15 protein-coding genes and 2 tRNA genes are annotated in these 16329 nt (G+C 69.2%); 9 read left to right on the top strand and 8 right to left on the bottom strand.

What is annotated here, in order from left to right:
* Positions 1-46: 46 nt before the first annotated feature.
* From dnaN to JOD52_RS16045, 6 genes are all read left to right on the top strand, one after another.
* Positions 47-1171 (top strand): DNA polymerase III subunit beta, encoded by a 1125-nt coding sequence (gene dnaN / locus JOD52_RS16070; protein ID WP_204411165.1) that lies wholly within the window; start codon positions 47-49, stop codon positions 1169-1171.
* Between the two features lie 19 nt (positions 1172-1190).
* Positions 1191-2456, top strand: coding sequence for a DNA replication/repair protein RecF (recF, locus tag JOD52_RS16065; protein ID WP_204411163.1), 1266 nt, complete (start codon positions 1191-1193; stop codon positions 2454-2456).
* A gap of 59 nt (positions 2457-2515) precedes the next feature.
* Positions 2516-3265, top strand: coding sequence for a DciA family protein (locus tag JOD52_RS16060; RefSeq protein WP_204411161.1), 750 nt, complete (start codon positions 2516-2518; stop codon positions 3263-3265).
* 388 nt (positions 3266-3653) lie between these two features.
* Complete coding sequence (gene gyrB / locus JOD52_RS16055) at positions 3654-5768, top strand: DNA topoisomerase (ATP-hydrolyzing) subunit B (protein WP_338124122.1); 2115 nt, start codon at positions 3654-3656, stop codon at positions 5766-5768.
* A 112-nt stretch (positions 5769-5880) separates the two neighbouring features.
* Positions 5881-8769: a DNA gyrase subunit A gene (gyrA, locus tag JOD52_RS16050; protein WP_239551941.1), complete on the top strand. Its 2889-nt coding sequence runs from the start codon at positions 5881-5883 to the stop codon at positions 8767-8769.
* Between the two features lie 4 nt (positions 8770-8773).
* On the top strand, positions 8774-9373 hold the full coding sequence (locus JOD52_RS16045) for a DUF3566 domain-containing protein (RefSeq protein ID WP_017823509.1): 600 nt from the start codon (positions 8774-8776) through the stop codon (positions 9371-9373).
* 121 nt (positions 9374-9494) lie between these two features.
* Here JOD52_RS16045 and JOD52_RS16040 read toward each other — a convergent pair whose 3' ends face one another.
* On the bottom strand, positions 9495-9968 hold the full coding sequence (locus tag JOD52_RS16040) for an aminoacyl-tRNA deacylase (protein WP_204411159.1): 474 nt from the start codon (positions 9966-9968) through the stop codon (positions 9495-9497).
* Between the two features lie 146 nt (positions 9969-10114).
* Here JOD52_RS16040 and JOD52_RS16035 point away from each other — a divergent pair.
* From JOD52_RS16035 to JOD52_RS16025, 3 genes are all read left to right on the top strand, one after another.
* A tRNA-Ile gene (locus tag JOD52_RS16035) sits at positions 10115-10188 on the top strand.
* Positions 10189-10208: 20 nt separating this feature from the next.
* Entirely contained in the window at positions 10209-10397 is a 189-nt protein-coding gene (locus JOD52_RS16030) for a DLW-39 family protein (protein WP_204411157.1), read from the top strand.
* 33 nt (positions 10398-10430) lie between these two features.
* Positions 10431-10506, top strand: a tRNA-Ala gene (locus JOD52_RS16025).
* Positions 10507-10595: 89 nt separating this feature from the next.
* Here the strand turns inward: JOD52_RS16025 and JOD52_RS16020 are convergent.
* The 7 genes from JOD52_RS16020 to JOD52_RS15990 form a co-directional block, all read right to left on the bottom strand.
* A complete protein-coding gene (locus JOD52_RS16020) occupies positions 10596-11141 on the bottom strand; it encodes an AMIN-like domain-containing (lipo)protein (RefSeq protein ID WP_204411156.1) in 546 nt (181 codons plus the stop codon).
* A 134-nt stretch (positions 11142-11275) separates the two neighbouring features.
* Positions 11276-12022 (bottom strand): ATP-binding protein, encoded by a 747-nt coding sequence (locus tag JOD52_RS16015; RefSeq protein ID WP_338124028.1) that lies wholly within the window; start codon positions 12020-12022, stop codon positions 11276-11278.
* Positions 12019-13581 (bottom strand): IS21 family transposase, encoded by a 1563-nt coding sequence (gene istA, locus JOD52_RS16010; protein WP_204408388.1) that lies wholly within the window; start codon positions 13579-13581, stop codon positions 12019-12021. The genes JOD52_RS16015 and istA overlap by 4 nt, the downstream gene beginning before the upstream one ends.
* A 247-nt stretch (positions 13582-13828) precedes the next feature.
* Complete coding sequence (locus tag JOD52_RS16005) at positions 13829-14740, bottom strand: CorA family divalent cation transporter (protein ID WP_204411154.1); 912 nt, start codon at positions 14738-14740, stop codon at positions 13829-13831.
* Between the two features lie 45 nt (positions 14741-14785).
* The gene (locus JOD52_RS16000) at positions 14786-15190 is read right to left on the bottom strand and encodes a type II toxin-antitoxin system VapC family toxin (RefSeq protein ID WP_204411152.1); all 405 of its coding nucleotides are present in this window, start codon (positions 15188-15190) and stop codon (positions 14786-14788) included.
* A gap of 3 nt (positions 15191-15193) precedes the next feature.
* Positions 15194-15469 carry a type II toxin-antitoxin system Phd/YefM family antitoxin gene (locus tag JOD52_RS15995; protein WP_204411150.1) on the bottom strand — a complete coding sequence of 92 codons (276 nt, stop codon included), beginning with the start codon at positions 15467-15469 and terminating at the stop codon, positions 15194-15196.
* Between the two features lie 3 nt (positions 15470-15472).
* Positions 15473-16303 (bottom strand): sucrase ferredoxin, encoded by an 831-nt coding sequence (locus JOD52_RS15990; protein WP_338124121.1) that lies wholly within the window; start codon positions 16301-16303, stop codon positions 15473-15475.
* Positions 16304-16329 lie beyond the last annotated feature (26 nt).

The following is a 16329-nucleotide window of genomic DNA, read 5'->3' as shown; positions in this document are numbered from 1 at the left end:
CGCTGGGCCCCGATCACGATGACGACCTTCTGAAGGAGTGGCAACGGTGAAGTTCCACCTCGACCGCGGCGTGCTGGGCGACGCCGTCTCCTGGGCCACCCGCACCCTCCCCGTGCGACCCGCGATGCCCATCCTGCAGGGCGTGCGCATCGTCGCCGATGCCGGCGGCGGCCTGCAGCTGTCCACCTTCGACTACGAGGTCAGCGCCCAGATCACGATCGACGCCGAGGTGGACCAGCCCGGCGAGGTGCTGGTCCAGGGCCGGATGCTCTCGGACATCGTGCGCGCCCTGCCCAACAAGGACGTCACCGTGGCACTGGAGGGCACCAAGCTCCAGGTCCGCTGCGGCAGCGCCCGCTTCGCCCTGGCCACCTTGCCGGTGGAGGAGTACCCCCAGCTGCCCGCGATGCCCGAGGTGGCAGGATCCGTCCCGGCCGATGTGTTCGCCGAGGCGATCTCCCAGGTCACCGTGGCCGCCTCCAAGGACGACACCCTCCCCCTGCTCACCGGCGTGAAGATCGAGATCAGCGGCGAGACCATGACGCTGATGTCGACGGACCGCTACCGCCTGGCGATGCGCGAGCTCACCTGGAACCCCTCCACCCCCGGCACCGAGCTCACCGCCCTGGTGCGCGCCCGCACCCTGCACGAGGTGGCCCGCTCGCTCTCCACCGGCGGCAGTGTTGACATCGCCCTGTCTAAGGAGGGTTCGGCGAACCTGATCGGCTTCGAGGCCGGCGGCCGCCGCACCACCTCCACCCTGGTCGACGGCGACTACCCGCCCGTGCGCCGCCTGTTCCCCGACACCACCCCGATCACCGCCGTGGTCGCCACCGGCCCCCTCATCGACGCCGTCAAGCGCGTGTCCCTGGTGGCCGAGCGCAACACCCCCGTGCGCCTGTCCTTCACCGAGGGCCAGGTGGCCCTGGAGGCCGGCGCCGGTGACGACGCCCAGGCCAGCGAGGTGCTCGAGGCGCAGCTGGACGGCGAGGACCTGGTGGTCGGCTACAACTCCGGCTTCCTGCTGGACGGCCTGGGGGCACTCGGCACCGAGTTCGCCCGCCTCACCTTCACCGACTCCATCAAGCCGTCGGTGATGGCCGGCCAGGAGTCCCTCGAGGGCAGCCCGTCGAGCTCGTACAAGTACCTGATCATGCCGATGCGGATCTGAGCGGAGGGGACCACCCTCCGTGCAGCTGACCTCCCTCGAGCTCACCGACTACCGCTCCTACCCGCAGCTCACCCTGGCCTTCGAGCTCGGGATCACCGTGCTGGTGGGGAAGAACGGCCAGGGCAAGACCAACATCGTCGAGGCCGTCTGGTACCTCGCGACCCTCTCCAGCCACCGCGTGCCACACGATGCCGCCCTGGTGCACCGCGGGGCGAGCACCGCGATCGTCCGTGCCGGATTCCAGCGCGCCGGCCGCCCATTGCAGGTGGACCTGGAGATCACCCCGGGCCGCTCCAACCGCGCCCGGCTGCAGGGGCAGAACGTCTCCCGCCTGCGGGACCTGCTGGGTGAGGTGCGGGCGGTGCTGTTCGCCCCCGAGGACCTGGGCCTGGTCAAGGCCGATCCCGAGGGGCGGCGCCGCTTCCTGGACGAGCTGCTGTTCGTGATCGCCCCCCGCTACGCGGCCGTGAAGGCCGACTACGACCGGGTGCTCAAGCAGCGCTCCAACCTGCTCAAGCAGATGCGGTCCATGCGTCGCGGCAGCAGCGGACGCTCCGTGGGCGGCCTGGACCCGGCCGAGGCCGCGAGCTCCACCCTGACCGTGTGGGACCAGCAGCTGGCCCGGCACGGCGCCGACCTGCTGCGGGCGCGCCTGCACCTGGTGAACCGCCTGCGCCCCCACGTGGGCTACTCCTACCTGCGGGTGGCCTCCGACGAGGGCGCCGAGGAGTCCTTGGCCCTGCCCCCGGACCAGCGGCCCGAGGTGAACTCCCCGGCGGATGTCGCCTACCGCTCCGCCGTGCTGGACGAACTGGGCGCCCTGCCCGGCACCCTGCCCACCGCCGCCGAGATCCACGACGCGATGCTGCAGATGCTCGGGCAGCGGCACGACGACGAGATCGACCGCGGCGTCACCCTGGTGGGACCGCACCGCGACGACCTCGAGATCCGCCTGCACGACTTCCCCGCCAAGGGCTACGCCAGCCACGGCGAGAGCTGGTCGCTGGCCCTTGCCCTTCGCCTGGGCTCCTACGACCTGCTGCGCCTGGAGGAGGGCAGCCTGGGCGACGGCGAGCCGATCCTGATCCTGGACGACGTGTTCAGTGAGCTGGACGTGCACCGCCGCGAACGGCTGGGACGGATCGTCAAGGGCGCCTCGCAGGTGCTGATCACCACCGCCAACGACTCCGACATCCCCGCCTCCCTGCACGGCGATATGCACCTGGTGGACGTGAGGCTCGGCGAGGCGGTGCCGCGCCCCCGCAGCGCCGGGAGCGCCTGGTGACCGGGCGGCGGCCCCGTGCGGGCAGCGGACGAGGAACCCCACCCCCGCATCGGCCGGCGGTGGCGAACCCGTACGACCTGTCCACCTGGAGGGCATCGGTGCCGGGCCCGCACCTGCCGCCGGAGCCTGCCCAGGACGTCGCGGCCGAGCCGGATGCTCCCGTATCCCTCGATGATGCACCGGGTCCGTGCCAGAGGGACGAGCCTGGCGCTGCTGATGAGCCCGGTGTCGGCGAGGAGATCGACGCCAGGGAGGAGCCGCCGGCGTACGACCCGGTGGAGCTGCCCACCCCGACCGATCCCTTCGAGCTGGCCCGTCGCACCGTGAACCGCTCCCGTGCCGCGGCGCGGGATCGAGGACTGTTCCCGATCTCCGCGAAGACGCAGGCGCGCGATGTGCGCGACCGTTCCACCAGCGCCCCCGGCTACTCCGGTGCCCGGCCCGATCCGCGCGACCCGCAGGGGGTCCAACTGGTGCTGCGCCGGGTGCTGGGCGACCTGGGCTGGACCGCGGGGATGAGCGCCGGGCGGGTGCTGGAGGAATGGGACGACATCGTCGGCGAGCGGATCGCGGCCCACTGCAGCCCCGTCTCCTTCGAGGACGGGGTGCTGGTGGTCAGCGCATCCTCCTCCGCCTGGGCCTCCCAGATGCGCATGATCACCCCGCAGCTGATCACCACGATCGAGGAGCACATCGGCTCCCACGTGGTCTCCGAGCTGCGAGTCACCGGGCCCGCGGCCGCGCAGCGCACCTGGAAGAAGGGGCGGCGCACCGTCACCTGGCGCGGTCCGCGCGACACCTACGGCTGAGGCCCGGCACCCCTGGATCGCGGATCGCTGGACGGCCCTGTGCCGCGAGATCACCCGCCGGGCCGTACGGGACCTCATGTGACGGTGTCCGAATCGCTCCGGGAGGGGTTCGCGGCGCGTCTGGAGCCACTTCTGCGTCGTCTTGTCCACAGGATCGGGGCGTCGAATAGGTTCACGGGCCGTCGTCCGATAGAATCGACCAGGTTCGTCCCGCGCCTCGGCGCACCGATCCCGGCCCCCTCCACAGCGGCCTGCGAGCCCTCGCGCGCGTGCGCGAGGCACGGCGGGCCGTTCGTGTGCAGGACCAGGATACGGGCTGCTGACCAGGTCGAACCCCTCGGCGCTCCACCGGAGCCGAGTGCCCCCGGACTGCGAGGAGCCACATCACGTGAGCGACAGCGACCATCCCACCCCCGATCAGGCAGCGGCCCAGGCGACGCCCGAGCCTGCCGCGATGAGCGCGAGCGAGAGCGCGGCGCACGCCCCCGAGCACTACGAGGCCTCGGACATCACCGTCCTCGAGGGCCTCGAGGCCGTGCGCAAGCGCCCCGGCATGTACATCGGCTCCACCGGTGAGCGCGGCCTGCACCACCTGGTGTGGGAGATCGTCGACAACTCCGTGGACGAGGCCCTGGCCGGGCACGGCGACTCGATCGAGGTGACCCTGCTGGAGGACGGCGGCGTCAAGGTCGTCGACCACGCCCGCGGCATCCCGGTGGACATGCACCCCACCGAGAACAAGCCCGCCGTGGAGCTGGTGCTGACCGTGCTGCACGCCGGCGGCAAGTTCGGCGGCGGCGGTTATGCCGTCTCCGGCGGCCTGCACGGCGTGGGCTCCTCCGTGGTCAACGCCCTCTCCCGCCGCATGGAGGTGGAGATCCGCCGCCAGGGCCACGTGTGGCGCCAGGCGTACGTGCGCGGCGTGCCGGAGGCCCCCCTGGACAAGGGTGAGGAGACCACCGAGACCGGCACCACCATCACCTTCTGGCCGGACGACGAGATCTTCGACGCCACCGTGTTCGACGTGGAGGTGCTGCGCAAGCGCTTCCAGCAGATGGCGTTCCTGAACAAGGGCCTCGCGATCACCCTGACCGATGAGCGGCCCGTGCACATCGAGGAGGGCGAGGATGACCTCGTCGACGTCGAGCTCGAGGCGGAGAAGGACACGGCCGCCGAGGGTGAGGACAAGCCCACCGGGCACCCCACCTGGACCTACCGCTACGAGCGGGGTCTGCAGGACTTCGTGGAGTTCATCAACAAGGCCAAGCGGGCCGAGGTGATCCACCCCGAGATCATCGCCTTCGAGGCCGAGGACACCGAGGTGAAGATCTCCGTCGAGGTCGCCATGCAGTGGACCGGCGCCTACTCCGAGTCGGTGCACACCTACGCCAACACCATCAATACCCACGAGGGCGGCACCCACGAGGAGGGCTTCCGCACGGCGCTGACGGCGATCGTGAACCGGTACGCCCGCGCCCAGGGCATCATCAAGGAGAAGGACGCCAACCTCACCGGTGAGGACATCCGCGAGGGCCTGACCGCCGTGGTGTCCGTGAAGCTCGGCGAGCCGCAGTTCGAGGGCCAGACCAAGACCAAGCTGGGCAACGCCATCGCCCGCACCTTCATGGTCAAGGTGATGAACGACCAGCTGGTGGCGTGGATGGAGTCCCACCCGCAGGAGGCCCGCTCCATCGTCACCAAGGCGCAGGCCGCGGCGATGGCCCGCGAGGCGGCCCGCAAGGCCCGTGACGCCACCCGCCGCAAGTCCCCGCTGGAGACCGGCGGCATGCCCGGCAAGCTGCGCGACTGCTCCTCCCGCAACCCTGCCGAGTCCGAGATCTTCATCGTGGAGGGCGACTCGGCCGGCGGCTCCGCCGTCTCCGGCCGCGACCCACGCACCCAGGCGATCCTGCCGATCCGCGGCAAGATCCTGAACGTGGAGAAGGCCCGCCTGGACCGCGCCCTGGACAACCAGGAGGTGCGCTCGCTGATCACCGCCTTCGGCACCGGCATCGGCGAGGACTTCGACGCCACCAAGCTGCGGTACCACAAGATCATCCTGATGGCGGATGCCGACGTGGACGGCCAGCACATCTGCACCCTGCTGCTGACCCTGCTGTTCCGCTACATGCGGCCGCTGATCGAGCTGGGCCACGTGTTCATCGCGATGCCGCCGCTGTACCGCCTGAAGTGGTCCAACTCGCCGCACGAGTACGTGTTCAGCGACGAGGAGCGCGACCAGCGCCTGGAGGCCGGCCGCGCCGCCGGCAAGCGGATCCCCAAGGACAACGGGATCCAGCGCTACAAGGGCCTGGGCGAGATGGACTGGCGCGAGCTGCAGACCACCACCATGGACCGCGACGTGCGCACCCTGAAGCAGGTCACCGTGGACGAGGCCGCAGATGCGGACACCATCTTCTCGGTGCTGATGGGCGACGACGTCGAGGCACGTCGCCGCTTCATCCAGGAGAACGCGAAGGACGTCCGCTTCCTCGACATCTGATCGGCCCGGGCGCCGCGCGCCGGATCCTCACCGGTCCCCGCGCGCGCCCCGCGGCCGGCCCCCACCCGCTGCCCCAGGATCCTCCGGGATCCGACGCGAAAGGTCTTCCCGCATGAGCGACACCCCGAACGACCCCACCACCCCCGGCGAGAACGTCGGCGGTGACACCCCCGTCGAGCCCGGTGCCGACGCCACCACCCCCGAGGCGAGCAGCGAGGACACCCGCCTGGACGGCGCGCCCGCCACCGGCATCGGCCCCGCGGGCACCACCGAGATCTCCGCCTCCGAGGCCACCGACCGCACCGTCACCCTGGTGGACCCGTTGGACGAGAACGAGGTCGACAAGATCAGCCAGGTCGATCTGAACCAGGAGATGCAGCGCTCCTACCTCGACTACGCGATGAGCGTGATCGTGGGCCGCGCCCTGCCGGACGTGCGCGACGGCCTCAAGCCCGTCCACCGCCGCATCATCTACGCGATGTTCGACGGCGGCTACCGGCCCGACCGCTCGTTCTCCAAGTGCGCCAAGGTCGTCGGCGAGGTGATGGGCAACTACCACCCCCACGGCGACTCCGCCATCTACGACGCCATGGTGCGCCTGGTCCAGCCCTGGTCGATGCGGTACCCGCTGATCCTGGGGCAGGGCAACTTCGGCTCCGCCGGTGACGACGGCGCCGCCGCCCCCCGGTACACCGAGTGCAAGATGGCGCCGCTGGCCCTGGAGCTGGTGCGCGACATCGACCAGGACACCGTCGATGTGCAGGACAACTACGACGGCACCATCTCCGAGCCTGTCGTGCTGCCCGCACGGTTCCCGAACCTGCTGGTCAACGGCTCCTCCGGCATCGCCGTGGGCATGGCCACCAACATCCCGCCGCACAACCTGCGCGAGGTGGCCGAGGCCGTGCAGTGGCTGCTGCAGAACCACGAGGCCACCAAGCCCGAGCTGCTGGACGCCTGCCTGCGCTTCATCAAGGGCCCGGACTTCCCCACCGGCGCCACCATCGTGGGCACCAAGGGCATCGAGGAGGCGTACCGCACCGGCCGCGGCTCCATCACCCAGCGCGCCGTGGTCAGCACCGAGGAGATCAACGGGCGCATGTCCCTGGTGGTCACCGAGCTGCCGTACCAGGTCAACCCCGACACCCTGGCCCGCAAGATCGCCGAGCTGGTGAAGCTGGGCAAGATGCAGGGCATCGCCGACATCACCGACGAGACCTCCGGCCGCACCGGCCAGCGCCTGGTCATCACGCTCAAGCGCGACGCCGTGGCCAAGGTGGTGCTGAACAACCTCTACAAGCACACCCAGCTTCAGGAGAACTTCTCCGCGAACATGCTGGCCCTGGCCGGCGGGGTGCCCCGCACCCTGTCGATCGACTCCTTCGTGCGTGAGTGGACCCGCCACCAGATCGACGTGATCGTGCGGCGCACCCAGTACCGCCTGCGCAAGGCGCAGGAGCAGATCCACATCTACCGCGGCTACCTCAAGGCGCTGGATGCGCTGGACGAGGTGATCGCGCTGATCCGTCGCTCCCCGGATGCCGACCAGGCCCGCACCGGGCTGATGGAGATGCTGGAGATCGACGAGGTCCAGGCCAACGCGATCCTGGCGATGCAGCTGCGCCGCCTGGCAGCCCTGGAGCGCCAGAAGATCATCGATGAGCACGATCGCCTGCAGGCCATGATCGAGGAGTACGAGGGGATCCTGGCCGATCCGGCCTGGCAGCGCCGCATCGTCTCCGAGGAGCTCGCCGAGATCGTCGAGAAGTACGGCGACGACCGCCGCACCCAGATCCTGCCCTTCGACTCGGACATGTCGATGGAGGACCTGATTCCCGAGGAGGATGTGGTCGTCACCATCACCAAGGGCGGCTACGTCAAGCGCACCCGCACCGACCAGTACCGGGCGCAGAAGCGCGGCGGCAAGGGCGTGCGCGGGGCCTCCCTGCGGGCCGACGACATCGTGGAGCACTTCTTCACCACCACCACCCACCGCTGGCTGCTGTTCTTCACCAACCAGGGCCGCGTGTACCGCTCCAAGGGCTACGAGATCCCGGAGGCGCCGCGCGACGCCAAGGGCCAGCACGTGGCCAACCTGATGGCCTTCCAGCCGGACGAGCGGATCGCCTCGGTGCTGTCGCTGGACACCTATGAGGATGCCGAGTTCCTGGTGCTGGCCACCCGCTCGGGCCTGGTGAAGAAGACCCCGCTGTCGGCCTTCGACTCCAACCGCACCGGTGGCATCATCGCGATCAACCTGCGCGAGGTGGACGGCCCCGAGGGTCCCCGCCCCGACCGGGTGATCGCGGCGCGCGCCGTGAACAGCGACGACCACCTGCTGATGGTCTCCCGCAACGGCCAGTCCGTGCGCTTCCCGGCGGCCGACGATGTGCTGCGGCCGATGGGTCGCGCCACCAGCGGCGTGACCGGTATGAAGTTCCGTCACGACGACGAGCTGCTGGCCATGGACGTGGTGCGCCCCGGCACCTTCGTGGTCACCGTGACCGACGGCGGCTTCGCCAAGCGCACCAGCATCGACGAGTACCGCCTGCAGGGCCGTGGTGGCCTGGGCATCCGGGTGGCGAAGCTGCCGGACGACCGCGGTCACCTGGTCGGCGCCGCCGTGGTGCAGGAGACCGACGAGGTGCTGGTGGTGATGGAGCGCGGCAAGGTGGTGCGCTCCCGTGTGGACGGTGTGCCCGCCAAGGGCCGCACCACCATGGGCGTGGTGTTCGCCAAGCCCGACAAGGGCGACCACATCATCCTGGTCACCACCACCGCCGAGGCGGAGGTGGACGACGAGCTCGAGGCCGATGAGGTCGCCGAGGCCGTCGAGGGCACGCAGAACGCCACGGAGAACGCCACGGAGAGTGCCACGGGCGAGGATCCTATGGAGGAATCCGCTGATGCCGCGTCGCTGGAGCCGTCCCCCGAGGACGATGCTCTAGGCTCGGACGCGTCCGAACCGTCGTCCGACGACGACACCCTGAACGAGGAGTGACCCCGTGACCACGAGCAACGACGAGCGCGGCGACTCCACCTCGACCCTGCCCGAGGTGGATGACACCGCAGGCTCCCAGGGAGAGAGGGGCTCCAAGGGCTCTGCCGGTTCCAGGAGCGGCTCCGGTTCCAAGGGTGGCTCGACGAAGCTGGGCGACGGCCGCGGTGACTCGTCCAAGGGCGCCAGCCGCAGCCCGGCGAAGTCCGCCGCCTCGGCGGGCAGCGCCAACGAGCGGGAGCGCCGCGGCCCGCGCCGCGTGCGCCTGACCCTGGCACGGCTGGACCCGTTCTCGGTGATGAAGCTGTCGTTCCTGATCGCGATCGCCATCGGCATCTCCACCGTGGTGGCCGTGGCGCTGCTGTGGAACCTGGTGGACGCCATCGGCCTGTGGACCCAGATCGACGAGCTGGGCCGCTCGCTGAACGGCGACAAGCCGCTGCCATTCATGGACTTCTTCAGCTTCTCCAAGATGGTCAGCTACGGCACCGTGGTGGCCGTGATCAACGTCGTGATCATCACCGCCCTGGGCACCCTGCTGGCGTTCCTGTACAACCTGGTGGCGGCGCTGCTGGGCGGTCTGAAGCTCACCTTCACCGACGAGTGACCCACTGAGTGGACGCCAGTGGCTGATTTCAGACCGTGAAACAGCCACTGGCGTCCACTCATCTGCTGTCTGCGCCTCGCTGTCTCCGCGCCGGCCGGATCTGCCGACGGGCCTGACGGGCCTACTGCAGCTCGGTGACGTCGGCGACCTGCGCCTCCAGCGCTGCGATGGCTGCCTCGGCGTTGACGGTGACGGCCACGCCGTGCGCCCCGGCACCCAGGGAGATCATCCGATCCGGCTCACCGGCCAGGGAGGCGTCGGCGACGACAGGCCAGGCGGTGGTGGAGCCGAACGGTGTGATGGTTCCGCGCTCGTAGCCGGTGGCCTGCTTGGCCACGTCCTTGTCGGGCATGGACATGCGGCTCACCCCGAGCAGGGAGCGCAGCTTCGGCCAGGAGATCTCCCGGTCACCGGGCACCAGCACGAACAGGAAGTCGTCGTCCGCGCGGCGCACCACCAGGGTCTTGATCAGGTCGCGGGGCTGCACACCGCGGGCCTCGGCGGCCTCGGCCAGGGAGGAGACCCGGCCGTGGCGGGTGAGGGTGAAGTCCAGTCCGGTGGCCTCCAGGGCCTCGATCGCACGCTGCTCGCTCATGGAGCCACCCTAGGGGGCGGTCGCGGCTGTGACCTCCCGTACAACCTCCCCGACCGGTTGGACGCGACGACTGGATCCGCTGTAGCGTTGTGCGTCGGTGGCACGCCCGGTACGATCCTGCGGGATCGGCTCGGAACAGCCATCACGGGCCTATAGCTCAGTCGGTTAGAGCGCTGTCCTGATAAGACAGAGGTCACTGGTTCAAGTCCAGTTAGGCCCACTTCGAGGATCGGAGGACTCGTGAAGAAGTTCGGACAGATCGCAGCAGTACTGATCAGCAGCACCATCGCCGGCGTCCTCGTCTGGCGGAAGGTGGAATCGGATCGGCTACGCAACGACCTGTGGGACGAAGCAGAGTCCATCTCCGCCGAGCAGGACGCGGCCAAGGCCTCCCCGCAGGCCCAGCCGGTTCCCGCACAGCGGGGCTGACACCGTCCACTCGATACCGCGCTTCACGCGCACGGGGACTTAGCTCAGTTGGTAGAGCGGTAGCTTTGCAAGCTTCAGGTCAGGGGTTCGACCCCCCTAGTCTCCACCAGGCAGGACAGAAGGCCGCTTCCCGTGAGGGAGGCGGCCTTCTGCGTTGACCTGCATGGGGCTCGGGAACTGCCGCTCAGGGGGTGGGGCTCACCACCGGTGGGCGACGTCCGCGACGATGCGCGACCCGGATCCGGGCCCGTTCAGCACCGTGACCCGCATGGGCAGGCGTGCGCGCACACCGAGGCCCAGCGTGGTCTCCCCCTCGAAGCTTCCGGCGAGGGCGACCTGACGGAAGGTGCGGCACCCGGCCACGTTCACCGCGGTGTTCGGGCGGGCAGGTGAGTAGGTGGCGCGCCCGCTGTCGTCATAGGCGGGGGCGTTGAGGGTGATCTGCAGGTCGGCCGCGCCCGCGAGGGACACCACCGATCCGGAGCCGCGCCGACGCACTGCGCTGACGTACTTGACCGAGTAGCCGGTGACGCGGTGGTCGAGATCGATGACGAGCCTGTCGTAGCAGTCGTGCTTGCCTGTGCGCAGGTTCTTCAGGTGGGAGGTGGAGTACCCGGAACGGGTCTCGCTGTTGGAGCCCCAGCTGATGCCGCAATAGGGTGCGGCCTCGGCTGCGGTGGGGACGGCCATGCCCAGGCCGACGAGCAGCAGAAGACTGGCGATGCCGGACAGCAATCGCTTCATGGCTCACTCCTTCGTGACACGTGAGTATTCGTAGTCGTGGGAGCCACCGAATCTTGCTCTTGGGGACCGCCGATCGTGCCGACGGGGGCCAGTAGCCGCCGCGGTGGGGACCACTGGCTCCCGCCGGCATCGGGTCACTGGGGCAGTGCGGTGTGTTCTCGCATGTTCCTGTCGCCGGTGTCGATCCAGATTGTGTTGTGCACGATGCGGTCCATGATCGCATCGGCGTGGACTGCTCCACCGAGCCGGGCGTGCCAGTCCTTCTTCGGGTACTGGGTGCAGAACACGGTCGAGCCGGTGTCATAGCGGCGCTCGAGCAGTTCCAGCAGCATCGAACGCATTCCCTCGTCAGGATGGTCCAGCAGCCACTCGTCGATCACCAGCAGCGAGAACGTGGAGTACTTCCGCAGGAACTTCGTCTGGCCCTGCGGCTTGTCCTTTGCCAGGGCCCAGGCCTCTTCGAGGTCGGGCATTCGGATGTAGTGGGCTCGGAGCCGGTGCTGGCAGGCCTGCTTCGCCAGCGCGCAGCCGAGGTAGGACTTCCCTGAGCCGGTGAAGCCCTGGAAGACCACGTTCTGTTGCCGCTGGATGAAGGAGCAGGTTGCCAGTTGCGCGATCACGTTCCGGTTCAGTCCCCGTTCCTCGACCAGATCCAGCCGCCGCAGGTCCGCTCCGGGATAACGCAGCCCCGCCCGGCGGATCAGACCCTCGACCTTTCCATGATTGAAGATGGAATGCGCCTCGTCCACGATCAGCTGGAGCCGTTCCTGGAACGACATCCCCAGCACGTGAGCCTCATCCTGGGCATCGATCGCGTCCAGCAGCGCGGTCGCGCCCATCTCGCGCAGCTTCCGCTTCGTGTCGTTATCGATCACGCTCACCGGACACCTCCGGCGTAGTAGTCGGCGCCACGGACGTATCCGCCGTCTTCCGCGGGTTCCTCGCGGGGTGGACGCAGGGCGGCGACCTTGTCCTGCCCGGTGGCCAAGATCGGGTGCAGATGCGCATAGCGCGGTGAACGGACCCGTCCCGTCAGCGCGAGTGCGCAGGCCGCCTCGACCCGATCTACGGAGAAGCGGCGAGAGAGCCGTAGCACCGCCAACGCGGGATCCAGGCCCTGTTCCACGATCGGCACGGACTCGAAGATCCGCTGGATCACGATCACCGTGGCCGGCCCGACCCGATCTGCCCACGCCCGCACCCTCTGCGCGTCCCAGGCCTGGAAACGCTCGCCCGCAGGTAGGTCCGCGTCGTTGGTGCGGTACTCATTGCTCGCGGTCTCCGGGAGCAGCAGGTGACTGGTCAGTCGCTGGCTGCCCTGATAGATCTCCAGCGTCCGGGCCGTGATGCGCAGATCGACCTTCGCGCCGATGTGCGCGAACGGCGCGGAGTAGAAGTTCCGCGCGAACGTGACGTGCCCGTTCCTGCCCACTCGTCGTCCGTAGTGCCATGTCGAGATCTCGTAGGGCACCGCCGGCAGCGGCGTCAGCAGCGGCCGCTCCTCCGCGTCGAACACGCTGGCGCGGGATCCGGGCCGCTTCTGGAACGGCTCCGCGTTATAGGCCTCCATCCGCTGCCCGATGGCGGCTGCAAGTTCGGGCAGGGACGTGAATCGCTGATCCCGCAGCCCGGCGATGACCCAGGTCGCGACGTGCGCGACGGTGTTCTCCACGCTCGCCTTGTCTTTCGGTTTCCGCACCCTCCCCGGGAGCACCGCCGCCGAGTAATGCGCTGCCATCTCGCGATACGCATCGTTCAGGACGATCTCGCCCTCGCGGGGGTGCTTCACCACACCGGTCTTGAGGTTGTCCGGAACGATCCTCGGGACCGTCCCGCCCAGCGCCTCGAACATCGCTACGTGCGCTCGCAGCCAGGACTCCTGGCGCATATCCAGCGCCGGGAAGCAGAACGCGTAACGAGAAAAAGGCAGGCAGGCAACGAACAAGAACACCTTCGAGACCTCGCCGGTGACCGGATCGGCCAGCTCCATCGTGGGGCCGGACCAGTCGACCTCCACGCTCTGGCCGGCCTTGTGACCGACTCTCGAAGCGGCACCGGTGACCATGACGTGGTGCTGGTAGGTGCGGCAAAACCGGTCATACCCCATCGCCGGATCCCCAGCCGCCGTGGTCGCGTCGAAGTACTCGCCGTGCAACAGCTTCAGCGTCACGCCGACCCTGGCCATCTCTCGATGGACCTGTTCCCAGTCCGGCTGTGCGAACACGCTCTCGTGCTCGCCCCGGCCCGGGAACAACCGGGCATACACCTGCTCATCGGCGACGTCCGCGATATCGCCCCACCCGATCCCTGCAGCGTCAGCGGCCTCGAACACCGCCCTCACGGACTTGCGGGACATGCCCTGCGAGGACGAAATCGCTCGCCCCGACAGACCTTCTGCGCGCAGCTGGAGCACCAGCTTCGCCCTGATCTTCCGTACCATTCCAGATTGCTCCTTCCGCCGCGTGCCCTATACACACGGCGGAAGGAGCGTAGACAGAGCGGCCCCAACGACACCACTGGTGGTCCCGAACGACGCCACCGCTACGGCAGCGACGTGGCACCCGAACCCTCGATCAGCGGACCCCAGCGAGGCGAATATTCAACACGGTCGGTGCCACGGCGGCATCGGCCGTCCGCCCAGTGTGCGCTCGATCAAACCCGAAGGCCAGGGGAACGGTGATGGTCGATCAGGAGGAGCGGGCCACCCGATGGGTGAGCACCATCGTCGCGCCCATCAGCAGCAGAGGGAGCACCACGCCGAGGCCGAGGAACGCCCCGAAGGTGCCGATCCGGTCGGTGAGCCAGCCGAAGTTCATGCCGAACAGCCCGGCCACCAGGTTCAGCGGCAGGAAGATCGTGGCCACGAAGGTGAGGCGCTCGGAGATGATCGTGCCCTGCTGCTGCAGCACGTCACCAAGGCGCGCATACAGCTGGGATGCGCGGGAGCGCACCGAGTCCACCGCGTTCGCGCTGCGGCGCAGTCGGCGGCGATGATCCGGGCTGAGCGTCTGAGCGAGCTCCCCGTCCGATGCCAGCAGCCGATGCTGGGTATCGGCGATCTCCTGGATCGAGAACAGGTGGTTGCGCAGCTCGGCCATCGCCCGCCGCTCGGGTGCCGAGGTGAAGCCGCTGGCCCGGGTCTCCAGGTGACGGCTCTGATCGGACAGCTCGTCCAGCACGTCCTGGGTGTCCACCGCCAGTTCGTGGAGCAGGTCGATCAGCACCGCCCACACGTCGGCGCCCTGCAGGGTCTGCTGCCCCTCGCGGGACCACAGGTGGTCCCGGATCCAGGCGAGGTCCTCGTCCGGGCCGACCACCAGGAGGCCGCCGGCGCCGGCGAACAGACGGATAGGTGTGAGGGTGCCGTCGGCGTCGAAGGAGAACACCACCAGCTGGCCCTTGTCGTCACCGAGGGTGATCGTGGGCCGATGCGGGGTGTGGTTGCTGAGCGGAAGTGCCAGGTCCAGCTGAGCTGCCGCCCAGGTGGCCAGCTCCGAGCCGACGGAACCGGTCAGCGCGCAGAACGGTTCCCGGGTGGACGGCGTGCCGGTGGGCTGCGACGGCAGCGCATGGGCGTCGGCGTCCTCGATGATTCGCATGGCCGTCACCCTATGCCCGACCCTCGACGCCGGAGCCTCACGGGTTCAGGGGTGATCGTGCCCGGGCGAGAGGACCCGGATCCCCAGGGCGCGGGCAGCCTCGCCCATACGGTCGTCATAGGTGACCAGAGCGTCGAGATCGTCCCCGAGTTCCAGAGCTGCGGCGAGGTGGACGGCGTCCAGCGATCTGAGGACCACCGGATCCAGGAGGCCGGCGGCATCGAAGATGTGGGAGGTGATACTGATGATGATCAGTGCGTCAAGGACGGTTCGGGCGTGCGGGCTCCGAGAAGGGTCCACGCGGCGCACGGCGCGGAACAGCTCGGTGCGCGTGAGGTCGGAGGTCACGGCGACGGGGGAGTTCGACTCCAGCCACGCGCGCAGTGCGGGGGTCTCGGCCTCGGCCACGACCAGCTTCACCAGTGCGGACGTATCCAGGTAGTGAGCCATGGGTCAGTAGCGCTCTGCCTCGCGCATCGCCTGCAGTTCTTCGGATATCGCCGGGCCTGAACTCGTTGCCGGTGCGGGTGCCGGCAGTTCATTGAGCCTGACCCTGGGGAGCCGGGCCCGTCCGGAGTCGAGCAGGCGTTGGAGGGCGGAGTGCGGCAAGGCCGATATCTGCGCCACGGGCCGCCCTCGATCGGTGATCGTCACCGTGTGACCGGCAGCGGCCTCGGCCACGACGGCGGAGGCGTTCTGCTTCAAGGCACGGATCCCGATCTCACTCATGTGCTACATCGTAGAACATGCGGTCACCGACTGCACCGTGAACGTCACTGCCATGGCCTTCTGAGGGCCGCGGCAGGTGAGCTGGTGGGGGACGGTGCGCGAGGCGGTCAGCTCCACTTCGAGCACCTGCTCGGTGGGAACCCGGCGCACCCGTACCCGCCAGCGGCCATCCTCGAAGTCGGCCGAGTCGATCCGGTGGGCGAAGCGGCCCGCGGGCCCCCAGTGCTTGAGAGCCGCACCCACCGCCACCTGCTCCACCGGAGCCAGGTCGGTGTATCCGCGCAGGTATCGCGAACCGATCCGGTCTGCCAGGTGGTCCTCGAGCACGTCGACCGCGTTGTTCGCCTCGAGGTTTCCGTAGTACACGCCGTCGGGCACCACCAGCACGTTCGCCGCGAAACGGTCCCCGCCCACGTGCGAGCACTCCCACACCTGCTTGGGCCAGCGCTCGGCGAGGGCTGCAGCGACCGGCCTGCCGCGGATCGCGCAGCACAGGTCGTGCTGGGCGTGGGCACACACCAGGATCACGGGTGGGTGGTCCTCGTCCGCTCCTGCTCGCGTCGACGCCTTCGCCACCTCACGCAGCGCCACGGGAATGCCCAGCAGGTCCGCATCGTGCCGCCATCTGCCCCAGATCTGCCGCAGGTCACCGGGGCCCGCCAGGTGCATCACGCCCCAGTGGCCGGACGTGGCCCGTGAACGGCGGCCGTGCCGCCGGATCAGCAGGATCCGGGCCCGCAGCGCCTGCGCCGCGGCGAATACCTCGGTGTACACGTCCGGGTCGAGGTCCAGACCGTCGAAGCCGTTGACGGGCCAGCCGCCGCGATGCTCCACCAGCACCCAGTAGGTGCCGCGGGGCG

It is taken from the genome of Brachybacterium muris (assembly GCF_016907455.1).
GTDB classification, from domain to species: domain Bacteria; phylum Actinomycetota; class Actinomycetes; order Actinomycetales; family Dermabacteraceae; genus Brachybacterium; species Brachybacterium muris.
The sequence above is the reverse complement of the archived record's forward strand: the minus strand, read 5'-3'. Positions and strand labels throughout refer to the sequence as shown.

Excerpts from the sequence above, each read along its gene's own strand:
- gyrA (WP_239551941.1), top strand. The coding sequence starts at position 5,881 with ATGAGCGACACCCCGAACGACCCCACCACCCCCGGCGAGAACGTCGGC.
- JOD52_RS16040 (WP_204411159.1), bottom strand. The coding sequence starts at position 9,968 with ATGAGCGAGCAGCGTGCGATCGAGGCCCTGGAGGCCACCGGACTGGAC.
- JOD52_RS16020 (WP_204411156.1), bottom strand. The coding sequence starts at position 11,141 with ATGAAGCGATTGCTGTCCGGCATCGCCAGTCTTCTGCTGCTCGTCGGC.
- istA (WP_204408388.1), bottom strand. The coding sequence starts at position 13,581 with ATGGTACGGAAGATCAGGGCGAAGCTGGTGCTCCAGCTGCGCGCAGAA.
- JOD52_RS16005 (WP_204411154.1), bottom strand. The coding sequence starts at position 14,740 with ATGCGAATCATCGAGGACGCCGACGCCCATGCGCTGCCGTCGCAGCCC.
- JOD52_RS16000 (WP_204411152.1), bottom strand. The coding sequence starts at position 15,190 with ATGGCTCACTACCTGGATACGTCCGCACTGGTGAAGCTGGTCGTGGCC.
- JOD52_RS15995 (WP_204411150.1), bottom strand. The coding sequence starts at position 15,469 with ATGAGTGAGATCGGGATCCGTGCCTTGAAGCAGAACGCCTCCGCCGTC.